Below are 14,948 nucleotides of genomic sequence, written 5' to 3' on the forward strand. Positions count from 1 at the left end.
TTAGTGTGCCTTCATGGCATTACGGCTTTTCTGACTGAACAGATAGCCCACGCCCAGGATCGCAATCCAGACCGGGATCAGGTAGACGGAAATCGCCATACCCGGGGTGATCAGCATAATCACCAGCACGGCTGCCATAAACAGCAGGCAGATCCAGTTACCCAGCGGATAGAGCAGGGCAGGGAAGCGCGTGGTGACGCCCTGCTGCTGCTTGGCGCGGCGGAACTTCATGTGCGCCAGGCTGATCATGGCCCAGTTGATGACCAGGGCAGAGACCACCAGCGCCATCAGCAGGCCAAACGCCGATTCCGGAGCCATGTAGTTAATGAGCACGCACAGCGCGGTCACAACCGCCGAAACCAGAATTGTGTTTACCGGCACGCCGCGTTTATCGACGTTGAGCAGCGCTTTTGGCGCGTTGCCCTGCTGGGCCAGGCCGAACAGCATGCGGCTGTTGCAGTACACGCAGCTATTGTAAACGGAGAGCGCTGCGGTCAGCACCACGATGTTCAGAGCGTTAGCGACAAAGGTGTCGCCCAGCTCGTGGAAGATCAGCACAAACGGGCTGGTGTCGGCGGTCACGCGCGTCCACGGCAGCAGGGAGAGCAGCACGGCCAGCGAGCCCACGTAGAAGATCAGAATGCGGTAGATAACCTGGTTAGTGGCTTTCGGAATGCTTTGCTCCGGGTTGTCGGCTTCAGCGGCGGTGATGCCCACGAGTTCCAGACCGCCGAAGGAGAACATAATGATGGCCATCATCATTACCAGACCGGTCATACCGTGAGGCAGGAATCCGCCCTGTTCCCAGAGGTTGCGCACGGTTGCCTGCGGGCCGCCGTTGCCGCTGAACAGCAGCCAGCCGCCGAAGATAATCATCGCCACTACGGCAATGACCTTGATGATGGCAAACCAGAACTCCATTTCACCGAACACTTTTACGTTGGTCAGGTTAATGGCGTTAATAATGACGAAGAAAGCGGCTGCGGAAGCCCAGGTTGGGATCTCGGGATACCAGAACTGAATGTATTTCCCAACGGCGGTAAGCTCGGCCATGGCAACCAGAACGTACAGGACCCAGTAGTTCCAGCCCGAGGCGAAACCGGCAAAGCTGCCCCAGTATTTATAGGCAAAGTGGCTGAAGGAGCCTGCGACCGGCTCTTCAACGACCATTTCACCCAGCTGGCGCATGATCAGAAAAGCAATGAAACCCGCAATCGCGTAACCCAAAATAATGCCCGGACCGGCAGACTGGATAACGGATGCGCTGCCCAGAAACAGGCCGGTACCAATCGCACCGCCCAGTGCGATGAGCTGTATATGGCGGTTTTTAAGCCCGCGCTTTAGCTGATCGCCGTGCTGTTGAGCTTCCATTTGAAACCTCGTGTGTGGTTGTTATGTTCACGCTGTGCGTGTGTAATTATGAAAATCCATATTCTGTATTTATTTCTTTACGGTTAACGAGACCGAAAAAAGCGGAGATGGCTTCCGTAAGCGCCAGAATAGTGATAAGTGCCTGCGAATGCACCTGCTTTATGAAGGGGTGATGACGACTTGAATAAAAAGAAAGCATTTGTAAATCGGTCCGCTCGTTGTTCCTCACCCAACCTATAGAATAGAAATGCGCCTTAAGTGGGCGAATTTTCATTATTTGCCTTGTTGAATCGCTTCAGATTGCAAAAACCCTCGTTTCATTATGGTTAAAACTCCCTCTTTGGGAGTAATCAACTCATTTGTGCAAAGTTACATTTCTGAAACGTTATTTCTGTAAGGTTGTTAAAATGTGCAGGGTTTACTGATTTCAATCAAAACCAATATGGACAGAAGGTGAATACTTTGTTACTTTAGCGATACGAAATAGAAATTGGTAAGACCAATTGACTCCGGGCAAAAAGGCGTAAGACAGGGAATATGGCCTACAGCAAAATTCGCCAACCAAAACTATCTGATGTGATTGAGCAGCAGCTGGAGTTTTTAATCCTCGAAGGGACTCTGCGCCCGGGTGAGAAACTTCCGCCAGAACGCGAGCTGGCAAAACAGTTCGACGTTTCACGTCCCTCTCTGCGTGAGGCGATTCAACGTCTCGAAGCAAAGGGCTTGCTGCTTCGTCGCCAGGGCGGCGGAACCTTTGTGCAAAACAGCCTGTGGCAGAGCTTCAGCGATCCGCTGGTAGAACTTCTCTCTGACCACCCAGAATCCCAGTTTGACCTGCTTGAGACCCGTCACGCGCTTGAAGGTATTGCGGCCTATTACGCCGCCCTTCGCAGCACTGATGAAGATCGCGTGCGTATCCGCGAACTGCATCAGGCCATTGAACGGGCACAGCAGTCCGGCGACTTAGACGCCGAGTCCAGCGCCGTCGTCCAGTATCAAATTGCCGTCACCGAAGCGGCCCACAACGTGGTGCTCCTCCATCTGCTACGCTGCATGGAGCCCATGCTGGCCCAGAACGTTCGTCAGAATTTTGAATTGTTGTATGCCCGTAGGGACATGCTCCCACTGGTAAGCAACCATCGCACCCGAGTATTCGAGGCGATAATGGCCGGGGAACCGGAGCAGGCGCGCGAAGCGTCGCACCGCCATCTGGCTTTCATTGAGGAAATCTTGCTGGACCGCAGCCGTGAACAATCGCGTCGCGAACGTTCATTACGCCGCATACAGCAACGAAAGGATTAAGCGCCAGGTACTTTTAGAGCGCGGCAACTAAACGCAGAACCTGTCTTATTGTGTTCTTGCCCAAGAGCACAATGGGACAGGTTCCAGACAAATCAACGTATTAGATAGATAAGGAATACCCCCATGTCAGAACGTCTCCAAAATGACGTGGATCCGATCGAAACTCGCGACTGGCTACAGGCGATCGAATCGGTCATCCGTGAAGAAGGTGTTGAGCGCGCTCAGTATCTGATTGATCAGCTGCTTTCTGAAGCCCGCAAAGGCGGCGTGAAGGTTGCTTCAGGTGCAGGGGCTAGCAACTACGTAAACACGATTGCCGTCGAAGACGAACCGGAATACCCGGGCAATCTGGATCTGGAACGTCGTATCCGTTCTGCAATCCGCTGGAACGCCATCATGACCGTTCTGCGCGCATCCAAGAAAGACCTGGAACTGGGTGGCCACATGGCGTCCTTCCAGTCTTCTGCGACCGTTTACGAAGTGTGCTTCAACCACTTCTTCCGTGCAGCGAACGAGAAAGACGGCGGCGATCTGGTGTACTTCCAGGGCCACATCTCTCCGGGCATCTATGCACGTGCATTCCTGGAAGGTCGTCTGACTGAAGAGCAGATGAACAACTTCCGTCAGGAAGTTCACGGTAAAGGTCTGTCTTCTTACCCGCACCCTAAACTGATGCCTGAATTCTGGCAGTTCCCGACCGTATCTATGGGGCTGGGCCCAATCGGTGCGATCTATCAGGCTAAATTCCTGAAATACCTGGAACACCGTGGTCTGAAAGACACCTCTGAGCAGACCGTTTACGCCTTCCTGGGCGACGGCGAAATGGATGAGCCAGAATCCAAAGGTGCGATCACCATCGCTACCCGTGAGAAGCTGGACAACCTGTGCTTCATCATCAACTGTAACCTGCAGCGTCTGGATGGTCCGGTAACCGGTAACGGCAAGATCATCAACGAACTGGAAGGCATCTTCGCAGGTGCTGGCTGGAACGTGATCAAAGTCATGTGGGGCGGTCGTTGGGATGAGCTGCTGCGTAAAGACACCAGCGGTAAACTGATCCAGCTGATGAACGAAACCGTTGACGGTGACTACCAGACCTTCAAATCCAAAGACGGTGCCTACGTTCGTGAGCACTTCTTCGGCAAATATCCTGAAACCGCAGCACTGGTTGCTGACTGGACTGATGAGCAGATCTGGGCGCTGAACCGCGGTGGTCACGATCCGAAGAAAGTCTACGCTGCACTGAAAAAAGCGCGCGAAACCAAAGGTAAAGCGACTGTAATCCTGGCCCATACCATCAAAGGTTACGGCATGGGTGATACCGCAGAAGGTAAAAACATCGCTCACCAGGTTAAGAAAATGAACATGGACGGCGTGCGTTATATCCGCGACCGTTTCAACGTTCCAGTGACCGATGAGCAGGTAGAAAACCTGTCTTACATCACCTTCCCGGAAGGTTCTGAAGAGCACAAGTACCTGCACGAACGTCGTCAGGCGCTGAAAGGCTACCTGCCAGCTCGTCAGCCTAACTTCACCGAGAAGCTGGAACTGCCAGCGCTGGAAGACTTCTCTCAGCTGCTGGAAGAGCAGAACAAAGAGATCTCTACCACTATCGCTTTCGTTCGTGCCCTGAACGTGATGCTGAAGAACAAGTCGATCAAAGATCGTCTGGTTCCAATCATCGCCGACGAAGCGCGTACTTTCGGTATGGAAGGTCTGTTCCGTCAGATCGGTATCTACAGCCCGAACGGCCAGCAGTACACCCCGCAGGACCGTGAGCAGGTTGCATACTACAAAGAAGACGAGAAAGGTCAGATCCTGCAGGAAGGTATCAACGAGCTGGGCGCAGGCGCATCCTGGCTGGCTGCTGCGACCTCTTACAGCACCAACAACCTGCCGATGATCCCGTTCTACATCTACTACTCCATGTTCGGGTTCCAGCGTATCGGTGACCTGTGCTGGCAGGCAGGCGACCAGCAGGCTCGCGGCTTCCTGGTAGGCGGTACCTCCGGTCGTACGACTCTGAACGGTGAAGGTCTGCAGCACGAAGATGGCCACAGCCACATTCAGTCTCTGACTATCCCTAACTGTATCTCTTACGACCCGTCTTACGCGTACGAAGTGGCAGTCATCATGCATGACGGTCTGCAGCGCATGTACGGTGAAGCGCAAGAGAACATTTACTACTACATCACCACCCTGAACGAAAACTACCACATGCCGGCAATGCCAGCAGGTGCCGAGGAAGGTATCCGTAAAGGTATCTACAAACTCGAAACCATCGAAGGTAGCAAAGGTAAGGTTCAGCTGCTGGGCTCCGGCTCTATCCTGCGTCACGTTCGTGAAGCAGCGCAGATCCTGGCGAAAGACTACGGCGTGGGTTCCGACGTGTACTCTGTGACCTCCTTCACTGAACTGGCGCGTGATGGCCAGGATTGTGAGCGCTGGAACATGCTGCACCCACTGGAAACTCCACGCGTTCCGTACATCGCTCAGGTGATGAACGACGCGCCAGCGGTGGCGTCTACTGACTATATGAAACTGTTCGCCGAGCAGGTTCGTACTTACGTTCCAGCTGATGATTATCGCGTACTGGGTACTGACGGCTTCGGTCGTTCTGACAGCCGCGAAAACCTGCGTCACCACTTCGAAGTTGATGCTTCTTACGTGGTTGTAGCAGCACTGGGCGAACTGGCTAAACGTGGCGAAATCGATAAGAAAGTGGTTGCGGACGCAATCACCAAATTCAACATCGATGCAGAAAAAGTTAACCCGCGTCTGGCGTAAGAGGTAAAAGAATAATGGCTATCGAAATCAATGTACCGGACATCGGGGCTGATGAAGTTGAAATCACCGAGATCCTGGTCAAAGTAGGCGACAAGGTTGAAGCTGAACAGTCGCTGATCACCGTAGAAGGCGACAAAGCCTCTATGGAAGTCCCGTCTCCTCAGGCTGGCATCGTTAAAGAGATCAAAGTCTCTGTTGGCGATAAAACCGAGACCGGCAAACTGATCATGATTTTCGATTCCGCCGACGGTGCAGCAGCTGCTGCACCTGCGCAGGAAGAGAAGAAAGCCGCTCCGGCCGCCGCTGCTCCAGCAGCTGCCGCAGCAGCAAAAGAAGTGAACGTGCCTGACATCGGCGGTGACGAAGTTGAAGTCACTGAAATTCTGGTGAAAGTGGGCGACACCGTTGCGGCTGAGCAGTCACTGATCACCGTAGAAGGCGACAAAGCCTCTATGGAAGTGCCGGCTCCGTTCGCGGGTACCGTTAAAGAGATCAAGATCAACACCGGCGACAAAGTGTCTACCGGGTCGCTTATCATGATCTTCGAAGTGGCGGGTGCAGAAGGCGCTGCCGCGCCTGCGCAGGCCGCTGCTCCGGCTCCGGCTGCTGCACCAGCAGCTGCTGGCGGCGCGAAAGACGTTAACGTACCGGACATCGGCGGTGACGAAGTTGAAGTGACCGAAGTGATGGTGAAAGTGGGCGACAAAGTTGCCGCTGAACAGTCACTGATCACCGTTGAAGGCGACAAAGCTTCTATGGAAGTGCCGGCGCCGTTCGCGGGTACCGTCAAAGAGATCAAGATCAGCACCGGCGACAAAGTGTCTACCGGCTCTCTGATCATGGTCTTCGAAGTGGAAGGCGCTGCGCCTGCCGCAGCTCCGGCTGCCGCGGCTGCTCCAGCCCCTGCTGCTGCACCGGCTCAGGCTGCTAAACCAGCCGCTGCCCCTGCTGCAAAAGCAGAAAAATCAGAGTTCGCTGAAAACGACGCTTACGTACACGCGACGCCGCTGATTCGTCGCCTGGCGCGCGAATTCGGTGTGAACCTGGCGAAAGTGAAAGGGACTGGCCGTAAGGGTCGTATCCTGCGCGAAGACGTTCAGACCTACGTGAAAGACGCGGTGAAACGCGCCGAAGCTGCACCTGCTGCAGCCGCCGGTGGCGGTATCCCGGGCATGCTGCCATGGCCGAAAGTGGACTTCAGCAAGTTCGGCGAAATCGAAGAAGTGGAGCTGGGCCGCATCCAGAAAATCTCTGGTGCTAACCTGAGCCGTAACTGGGTGATGATCCCGCACGTTACGCACTTCGACAAAACCGATATCACCGATCTGGAAGCGTTCCGTAAACAGCAGAACGCTGAAGCTGAGAAGCGCAAACTGGACGTGAAATTCACCCCAGTAGTCTTCATCATGAAAGCCGTTGCTGCTGCCCTTGAGCAGATGCCACGCTTCAACAGCTCCCTGTCCGAAGACGGCCAGAAGCTGACGCTGAAGAAATACATCAACATCGGTGTTGCGGTTGATACGCCAAATGGTCTGGTTGTTCCGGTCTTCAAAGACGTGAACAAGAAGAGCATCACTGAGCTGTCCCGTGAACTGACCGTTATCTCCAAGAAAGCGCGTGATGGTAAGCTGACTGCCGGCGAAATGCAGGGCGGTTGCTTCACTATCTCCAGCATCGGCGGCCTGGGTACCACCCACTTCGCACCGATTGTTAACGCGCCGGAAGTGGCTATCCTCGGTGTGTCCAAGTCCGCGATGGAGCCGGTGTGGAACGGCAAAGAGTTCGTGCCGCGTCTGATGATGCCAATCTCTCTGTCCTTCGACCACCGCGTGATCGACGGTGCTGATGGTGCGCGCTTCATCACCATCATCAACAACATGCTGAGCGACATTCGCCGCCTGGTGATGTAATCGAAAAGCCGGCCAGTCGGCCGGCTTTTTTCTGATAATCTCATGGTGTTTGTGAGGTTATTGGCGAAAGCGACAATTCGTGAGCCGTTTGTTGTTTCAAAATTGTTAACAATTTTGTAAACTGCGGGCGGATAGAACGACCCGGTGGACGACGGGTATAAATTAAGAGGTCATGATGAGCACAGAAATCAAAACTCAGGTCGTAGTACTTGGGGCAGGCCCGGCAGGTTACTCCGCAGCATTTCGCGCAGCGGATTTAGGTCTGGAAACCGTCATCGTAGAACGTTACAGCACCCTCGGCGGTGTTTGTCTGAACGTCGGCTGTATCCCTTCTAAAGCGCTGCTGCACGTAGCGAAAGTTATCGAAGAAGCCAAAGCGCTGGCTGAACACGGCATCGTCTTCGGCGAGCCGAAAACCGATATCGACAAAATTCGTACCTGGAAAGAGAAAGTTATCACTCAGCTGACCGGCGGTCTGGCGGGTATGGCCAAAGGCCGTAAAGTGAAAGTGGTAAACGGTCTGGGTAAATTCACCGGTGCGAACACCCTGGAAGTGGAAGGCGAAAACGGCAAAACCGTGATCAACTTCGACAACGCGATCATCGCGGCAGGCTCTCGCCCAATCGAACTGCCATTCATTCCGCATGAAGATCCACGCGTGTGGGATTCCACCGATGCGCTGGAGCTGAAAACCGTTCCTAAGCGTCTGCTGGTCATGGGCGGCGGTATCATCGGTCTGGAAATGGGTACCGTGTACCATGCGCTGGGTTCAGAGATCGACGTGGTTGAAATGTTCGACCAGGTTATCCCGGCTGCCGACAAAGACATCGTTAAAGTCTTCACCAAACGCATCAGCAAGAAATTCAACCTGATGCTGGAAACCAAAGTGACTGCCGTTGAAGCGAAAGAAGACGGTATTTACGTTTCCATGGAAGGCAAAAAAGCTCCATCCGAACCGCAGCGTTACGACGCCGTGCTGGTGGCTATCGGCCGTGTGCCGAACGGTAAAAACCTCGACGCGGGCAAAGCTGGCGTGGAAGTGGACGACCGTGGCTTTATCCGCGTTGACAAGCAGCTGCGCACTAACGTGCCGCACATCTTTGCTATCGGCGATATCGTCGGTCAGCCAATGCTGGCACACAAAGGTGTTCACGAAGGTCACGTTGCCGCTGAAGTTATCGCCGGCATGAAGCACTACTTCGATCCGAAAGTCATTCCATCTATCGCGTACACCGAGCCAGAAGTTGCATGGGTCGGTCTGACTGAGAAAGAAGCGAAAGAGAAAGGCATCAGCTACGAAACCGCCACCTTCCCGTGGGCTGCTTCTGGCCGTGCTATCGCTTCCGACTGCGCTGACGGTATGACCAAACTGATCTTCGACAAAGAAACTCACCGCGTCATCGGTGGTGCGATTGTCGGTACCAACGGCGGCGAGCTGCTGGGTGAAATCGGTCTGGCTATCGAAATGGGCTGTGACGCTGAAGACATCGCGCTGACCATCCACGCTCACCCGACTCTGCACGAGTCCGTGGGCCTGGCGGCAGAAGTGTTTGAAGGCAGCATCACCGACCTGCCAAACGCGAAAGCGAAGAAGAAATAAGTTTCTTCAGATGAAAAAAAGCGGCCAATGGCCGCTTTTTTTATGCGCTGCGTTCAGGGGGCCACAGGCTGCCAGGTTTTATCCGGGCTATAGGCGGCTAGCGCCCGGGCTTTCTGCTCTGAATCGCTGCCGAGATCGGACTGATACACCTTGTCGTCCTGGTTTATCACAAAGCTCATTACGCCCGTCTGACCGTAGCTGACCGGCCAGGCCACCATCGCGAAACCGTGATTGTCCGGCAGGATGCGGAAGCGATAGCCGTGATAGCCGGTACCCGGCTCTTTCGGGCTAAATGCCGGGCCGAGCGGGCTGGGCGCTTCGCCGGGCGAGGCTGGCCAGTACAAACCGTCTTTTTTGCCTTTCGAGCTGACAATCTTCTGCGCGTATTTCTGGTTCATCGCAAAATAGCTTTGCTGCGCATCAACATAGGCATGCAAGGCTTCAATGGCGGCGAGCTCGTTACGCCCGATTTCGCGGGTCAGGATCTCTTCAGCCCCTTCTTTGATATCGAACTGCCAGCCTGCAGAGGTTTTGATCACCGGGATGGGAAGCTGCCAGCCGCTGTCTCCGACAACCAGGTGCGCCGTATCTCCCTCGACAACCGTGGTATGACGGACGTTCCAGTCGCGCAGGAAGCGATCGACAGCATCCGGATCAACGCCTTCGGGGGGAAGAAAATCGCGCCAGTTCTCTCCGAGCAGGTCGGTCATCGCGCTCTCGTTTTGCTCACTGATGGCTTTGGTCAGCGCATCGGTTGCCTGAGCGGGGGTGCTAAAGGACTGCTGCGCCATCACCGGGGCCGAAAGCATAAATAACACCATTCCGCTGAGTAGTTTACGTTTCATGTCGGTTCCCTTAGCGATGTCGAATTTCACGGCGTTCAGCACGTCCACCGGACGCCTGACGTGGCTGCTGCTGGCGCGCAGCGAGCTGTCTGCTTTGCGCACCGCGCTGCTGCTGCGCCTGCCAGTTCGCGGAGCGGCTGTCGTTACCGCTCAGCGCATTGGCCCGGGGCTGACTGTTTCGCTGCTGGAGAGAGCGTTGCTGCACGGGCTGCGAAACCCGCTTCTCATGTCTCTGGGCGGTGGTCTGGCGGTTTTCTCGCTGCTGCGCGGTACTCCGCTTCGCCGTCTGCGGTTTGGTGTCGTAGCCGCGGTAGTTGTTGCGCTGCGAAATCTGCTTCAGCTGTTCACCTGAGGCCTGACGCTGCACGTCTTTCGTTCCGGTGCGCGCCGTTTGCGGGAAGGTTTTGCCCGTGGATTTCTCCATCTGGCTCAGCGCGGCCTGACGCTGGCTGTCGCGATTTACCGGTTTTTGCTGCGTTGAACTGAGCCCTGTGGCTGTGTTGGTGGTGTGGAAGCGAGTGTTGAGCTGGTTAGTCGGATAGGGCACGCCTTCCCGATAGGCCGGGTTGTGCTGCCAGGTGCGGTTGGCGTCCGTCAGGCGCTGTCCGCTGATTTTATTGAAGTTCTCAACGTTGATATTGATATTGTTATCACCGTTGCGGTTATAGCCGCCGTGATTATCCCAGTCGTCATGGTGATGATCCCAGTCATCGTCATCATCCCAGTCGATGCTGCTGAAGATGGCATAGGTTGTGGCGACGCCCAGGCTGAAGCCTAAACCGTTTACGAAGCTGTTGCCAAACTGCTCCCCGGGCGTGGGCGGGAGATAGGTGGGCGGATAGGCGGCGTTTGGCCAGGTCCCGTAAACCGTATTGGGGTTATAGGTCGGGACGTAAACAACCTGCGGGTCGGCAGATTCAATTTTGATTACCGTAGGCGCGGACGTCGTCGTGGTCGTGGTTTCGGCGGTGCTGGTTTTCGCTGGCGCCGGTTTTGTCACGGTGGTGACCGTCTGCTGAGGCGTGGATTGTAACGCGCCGGTCTTCTGCGCCAGCGCGCGCAGGCGCTGAACGGAATCCATCACGTCCTTCGGCTGCGCGAGAAACGCATCACCCAGATTTTGTACCCACGGCGGGTTTTCACCCATCAGGGACATAAGCTGAGGAAACGCGACCAGCGATTTTACGCTGGGATCCCAGGGCTGGCTGGCAACGGCCTGAATCGCCGCGTCCCCTTCCATTTTAGGATTGTCTTTCGACCACTGCGCCGCCTGGATCACGTTGGCCGGATAGGTCGAGGCCATCAGGATTTGTGAGAGCAGGGCATCGGGGTAGAGCGCAACAGGGGCGACCCACTGATCGATTTGCGCGGCAGTGTAGGCTGGCGCGACAGCAGGGGCGGACTGGGCTGCGGCAGGCGCTGCCGGTGGAGCCGGTTGTTGTGTGACGGCGGCTGGCGCAGCGGGCTCCGTGGCGCGGCCTTTGACAAACATGACGCCCGAGGCGGCAAACAGCCCGGCACTGCACACAAGGACGAGCAGATGTGGCTTAAAGGGCAACTTCATAAAATGACTCCAACGAGACAAGCGTTGTGCCGTGAGGCGTTACGGTTGGCGTGAGTATTATTCACCCGTCTTTTACTGTTTTGACTTTTATTGGGAAGCGTCCGGGACGTCCGGATAAAGAGTGTGAGTATTTATTACACAATTATATCTGATGAAGAAAAAACTGAAGCGTCACGGTGCAGAAGATACCGCAAAAAGATGCCCTGAATCCCCGCTACACCATGCTTAACGATTCAGCAAATTTTTTAATGTTGCTTTTTTGTAAACGGATTAACACTGTGCAGAAATCCTGCTATGCTGCCCGACGCGGTATCGGGCATTTACCCTACAAACTGCTGTCTCACAGGAGCGTGAAGAGAACGCCCGCCGCATATGACAATGAGAGCGAGGAGAACCGTCGTGCTAGAAGAATACCGTAAGCACGTAGCAGAACGTGCCGCCGAGGGAATTGTACCCAAACCTTTAGATGCAACCCAAATGGCCGCGCTCGTCGAGCTGCTGAAGAACCCGCCTAAGGGCGAAGAAGAATTCCTGTTAGATCTGCTGATCAACCGCGTACCGCCTGGCGTAGATGAAGCTGCCTACGTAAAAGCCGGATTCCTTGCTGCTATCGCCAAAGGCGAAGCCACCTCCCCACTGGTTACTCCTGAAAAAGCCATTGAACTGCTCGGCACCATGCAGGGTGGTTACAACATTCATCCGCTGATTGACGCGCTGGATAACGACAAGCTGGCACCGATTGCCGCTAAAGCGCTCTCTTCCACGCTGCTGATGTTCGATAACTTCTACGACGTAGAAGAAAAAGCCAAAGCGGGCAACGTCTATGCGAAGCAGGTGATGCAGTCCTGGGCTGATGCCGAATGGTTCCTGAACCGCCCAGCGCTGGCTGAAAAAATCACCGTTACCGTCTTTAAAGTGACCGGTGAAACCAACACCGATGACCTCTCTCCGGCACCGGACGCGTGGTCTCGCCCGGATATCCCTCTGCACGCTCTGGCGATGCTGAAAAACGCCCGTGAAGGTATTGAGCCGGATCAGCCGGGCAGCGTTGGCCCGATCAAACAGATCGAAGCCCTGCAGAAAAAAGGATTCCCGCTGGCCTATGTGGGTGACGTTGTGGGTACCGGTTCTTCCCGTAAGTCCGCAACCAACTCCGTGCTGTGGTTCATGGGCGACGACATTCCGCATGTGCCAAACAAGCGCGGCGGCGGCCTGTGCCTCGGCGGCAAAATTGCGCCAATCTTCTTCAACACCATGGAAGATGCGGGCGCACTGCCGATCGAAGTGGATGTTTCTAACCTGAATATGGGCGACGTGATTGACGTTTACCCGTACAAAGGCGAAGTGCGTAACCACGAAACCAACGAGCTGCTGGCAAGCTTTGAGCTGAAAACCGACGTGCTGATCGACGAAGTGCGCGCCGGTGGCCGTATCCCGCTGATCATTGGTCGTGGCCTGACTACCAAAGCGCGCGAAGCGCTGGGTCTGCCGCACTCTGACGTTTTCCGTCAGGCGAAAGACGTTGCTGAAAGCAACCGCGGTTATTCTCTGGCACAGAAAATGGTGGGCCGCGCGTGCGGCGTAGCCGGTATTCGTCCTGGCGCGTACTGCGAGCCTAAGATGACCTCCGTGGGCTCTCAGGACACCACAGGCCCAATGACCCGTGACGAACTGAAAGACCTGGCGTGCCTGGGCTTCTCTTCTGACCTGGTGATGCAGTCCTTCTGCCACACGGCGGCCTATCCGAAGCCGGTTGACGTGACCACGCACCACACGCTGCCAGACTTCATCATGAACCGCGGCGGCGTTTCCCTGCGTCCGGGTGACGGCGTCATCCACTCCTGGCTGAACCGCATGCTGCTGCCGGATACCGTCGGTACCGGCGGTGACTCCCATACCCGTTTCCCAATCGGTATCTCCTTCCCGGCGGGCTCCGGTCTGGTGGCGTTTGCTGCTGCGACGGGCGTGATGCCGCTGGATATGCCGGAATCGGTGCTGGTGCGCTTCAAAGGTAAAATGCAGCCGGGTATCACCCTGCGCGACCTGGTTCACGCGATCCCGCTGTATGCGATTAAACAGGGCCTGCTGACCGTTGAGAAGAAAGGGAAGAAAAACATCTTCTCTGGCCGCATTCTGGAAATTGAAGGTCTGCCGGATCTGAAAGTGGAGCAGGCGTTCGAGCTGACCGATGCTTCCGCCGAGCGTTCTGCGGCGGGCTGTACCATCAAGCTGAACAAAGAGCCGATTATTGAGTATCTGAACTCTAACATCGTGCTGCTGAAGTGGATGATTGCAGAAGGCTACGGCGACCGTCGTACGCTGGAGCGTCGTATCCAGGGCATGGAAAAATGGCTGGCCGATCCGCAGCTGCTGGAAGCCGATGCTGACGCGGAGTACGCGGCGGTGATCGACATCGATCTGGCGGATATCAAAGAGCCAATCCTGTGTGCACCGAACGATCCTGACGACGCGCGTCCGCTGTCTGAGGTTCAGGGCGAGAAGATCGACGAAGTGTTCATCGGATCCTGTATGACCAACATCGGTCACTTCCGTGCTGCCGGTAAGCTGCTGGATACCCACAAAGGCCAGCTGCCAACTCGTCTGTGGGTGGCGCCGCCAACCCGTATGGACGCGGCTCAGCTGACCGAAGAGGGCTACTACAGCGTGTTTGGTAAGAGCGGTGCGCGTATCGAAATCCCTGGCTGTTCCCTGTGCATGGGCAACCAGGCGCGCGTAGCCGACGGTGCGACGGTGGTTTCCACCTCTACCCGTAACTTCCCGAACCGTTTAGGTACCGGTGCGAACGTCTTCCTGGCCTCTGCGGAGCTGGCGGCGGTTGCGGCGCTGATTGGCAAACTGCCAACGCCGGAAGAGTACCAGACCTTTGTGGCTCAGGTGGATAAGACGGCGGTGGATACCTATCGCTATCTGAACTTCGACCAGCTTTCGCAGTACACCGAGAAGGCCGACGGGGTTATCTTCCAGACGGCGGTATAAACAGCAAAACCGTCTCTACGAGACGGTTTTTAGTGTTTGCACCCTCTCCTGTGGGAGAGGGACGGGGTGAGGGCATCAGGCCGCAGGGTCTTGCTCTCACCTTTTTATTTTCATTCCTCCCACTTCTCCCGCTTTTTTTCTTCCTCGCTGCTGCGATAATTACCGTAATGGCTTTGCAGAGGAAAACACTATGGATTACGAATTTCTGCGCGACATCACCGGAGTGGTGAAAGTGCGTATGTCGATGGGCCACGAAGCCGTTGGACACTGGTTTAACGAAGAGGTGAAAGAAAATCTTGCACTTCTTGATGAAGTTGAACAGGCGGCAAATACGGTGAAAGGCAGTGAACGATCCTGGCAGCGCGCCGGGCATGAATATACGCTGTGGATGGACGGTGAAGAGGTCATGGTGCGTGCCAACCAGCTCGAGTTTTCAGGTGATGAGATGGAAGAGGGGATGAGCTACTACGACGAAGAGAGCCTGTCGATGTGCGGCGTAGAAGATTTCCTTCAGGTGGTAAATGCCTACCGCGACTTTATGAAACAGAAATAAAAGACCGGAGCATCCCTGC

At 55.4% G+C, this 14,948-nt stretch carries 10 protein-coding genes; 6 read left to right on the top strand and 4 right to left on the bottom strand.

Annotated elements, in window-relative coordinates; all coding sequences use genetic code 11:
• Both aroP and WM95_RS04135 read right to left on the bottom strand, forming a co-directional pair.
• The gene (gene aroP / locus WM95_RS04130; protein WP_045355157.1) at window positions 1–1,371 is read right to left on the bottom strand and encodes an aromatic amino acid transporter AroP; all 1,371 of its coding nucleotides are present in this window, start codon (window positions 1,369–1,371) and stop codon (window positions 1–3) included.
• A gap of 46 nt (window positions 1,372–1,417) precedes the next feature.
• Window positions 1,418–1,645, bottom strand: coding sequence for a hypothetical protein (locus tag WM95_RS04135; protein ID WP_081247965.1), 228 nt, complete (start codon window positions 1,643–1,645; stop codon window positions 1,418–1,420).
• Window positions 1,646–1,908: 263 nt separating this feature from the next.
• On the opposite strand from WM95_RS04135, the gene pdhR reads away from it, so the two are divergent.
• The 4 genes from pdhR (at window position 1,909) to lpdA (ending at window position 8,970) form a co-directional block, all read left to right on the top strand.
• Window positions 1,909–2,673, top strand: a complete 765-nt coding sequence (gene pdhR, locus WM95_RS04140; RefSeq protein ID WP_008501960.1) for a pyruvate dehydrogenase complex transcriptional repressor PdhR — start codon at window positions 1,909–1,911, stop codon at window positions 2,671–2,673.
• Window positions 2,674–2,796: 123 nt separating this feature from the next.
• Window positions 2,797–5,460, top strand: a complete 2,664-nt coding sequence (gene aceE / locus WM95_RS04145) for a pyruvate dehydrogenase (acetyl-transferring), homodimeric type (protein ID WP_023310418.1) — start codon at window positions 2,797–2,799, stop codon at window positions 5,458–5,460.
• 14 nt (window positions 5,461–5,474) lie between these two features.
• Entirely contained in the window at window positions 5,475–7,370 is a 1,896-nt protein-coding gene (gene aceF / locus WM95_RS04150; RefSeq protein WP_023310419.1) for a pyruvate dehydrogenase complex dihydrolipoyllysine-residue acetyltransferase, read from the top strand.
• Window positions 7,371–7,545: 175 nt separating this feature from the next.
• Window positions 7,546–8,970, top strand: coding sequence for a dihydrolipoyl dehydrogenase (lpdA, locus tag WM95_RS04155; protein WP_003856313.1), 1,425 nt, complete (start codon window positions 7,546–7,548; stop codon window positions 8,968–8,970).
• A gap of 53 nt (window positions 8,971–9,023) precedes the next feature.
• Here lpdA and WM95_RS04160 read toward each other — a convergent pair whose 3' ends face one another.
• The gene (locus tag WM95_RS04160; RefSeq protein ID WP_063409794.1) at window positions 9,024–9,815 is read right to left on the bottom strand and encodes a DUF2950 family protein; all 792 of its coding nucleotides are present in this window, start codon (window positions 9,813–9,815) and stop codon (window positions 9,024–9,026) included.
• Window positions 9,816–9,825: 10 nt separating this feature from the next.
• On the bottom strand, window positions 9,826–11,379 hold the full coding sequence (locus WM95_RS04165) for a DUF3300 domain-containing protein (RefSeq protein WP_063409781.1): 1,554 nt from the start codon (window positions 11,377–11,379) through the stop codon (window positions 9,826–9,828).
• Between the two features lie 399 nt (window positions 11,380–11,778).
• Between WM95_RS04165 and acnB the strand changes: the two genes are divergently transcribed.
• The gene (gene acnB / locus WM95_RS04170) at window positions 11,779–14,376 is read left to right on the top strand and encodes a bifunctional aconitate hydratase 2/2-methylisocitrate dehydratase (protein ID WP_045355163.1); all 2,598 of its coding nucleotides are present in this window, start codon (window positions 11,779–11,781) and stop codon (window positions 14,374–14,376) included.
• Between the two features lie 190 nt (window positions 14,377–14,566).
• Window positions 14,567–14,929 carry a protein YacL gene (gene yacL / locus WM95_RS04175; RefSeq protein ID WP_023310423.1) on the top strand — a complete coding sequence of 121 codons (363 nt, stop codon included), beginning with the start codon at window positions 14,567–14,569 and terminating at the stop codon, window positions 14,927–14,929.
• The last annotated feature ends 19 nt before the right edge of the window (window positions 14,930–14,948 follow it).

The organism is Enterobacter cloacae complex sp. ECNIH7, from assembly GCF_002208095.1.
GTDB lineage: Bacteria > Pseudomonadota > Gammaproteobacteria > Enterobacterales > Enterobacteriaceae > Enterobacter > Enterobacter cloacae_M.

Bases quoted from the DNA above. Each gene is read 5' to 3' on its own strand.
- aroP (WP_045355157.1), bottom strand. From the start codon at position 1,371: ATGGAAGCTCAACAGCACGGCGATCAGCTAAAGCGCGGGCTTAAAAAC.
- WM95_RS04135 (WP_081247965.1), bottom strand. From the start codon at position 1,645: ATGAAAATTCGCCCACTTAAGGCGCATTTCTATTCTATAGGTTGGGTG.
- pdhR (WP_008501960.1), top strand. From the start codon at position 1,909: ATGGCCTACAGCAAAATTCGCCAACCAAAACTATCTGATGTGATTGAG.
- aceE (WP_023310418.1), top strand. From the start codon at position 2,797: ATGTCAGAACGTCTCCAAAATGACGTGGATCCGATCGAAACTCGCGAC.
- aceF (WP_023310419.1), top strand. From the start codon at position 5,475: ATGGCTATCGAAATCAATGTACCGGACATCGGGGCTGATGAAGTTGAA.
- lpdA (WP_003856313.1), top strand. From the start codon at position 7,546: ATGAGCACAGAAATCAAAACTCAGGTCGTAGTACTTGGGGCAGGCCCG.
- WM95_RS04160 (WP_063409794.1), bottom strand. From the start codon at position 9,815: ATGAAACGTAAACTACTCAGCGGAATGGTGTTATTTATGCTTTCGGCC.
- WM95_RS04165 (WP_063409781.1), bottom strand. From the start codon at position 11,379: ATGAAGTTGCCCTTTAAGCCACATCTGCTCGTCCTTGTGTGCAGTGCC.
- yacL (WP_023310423.1), top strand. From the start codon at position 14,567: ATGGATTACGAATTTCTGCGCGACATCACCGGAGTGGTGAAAGTGCGT.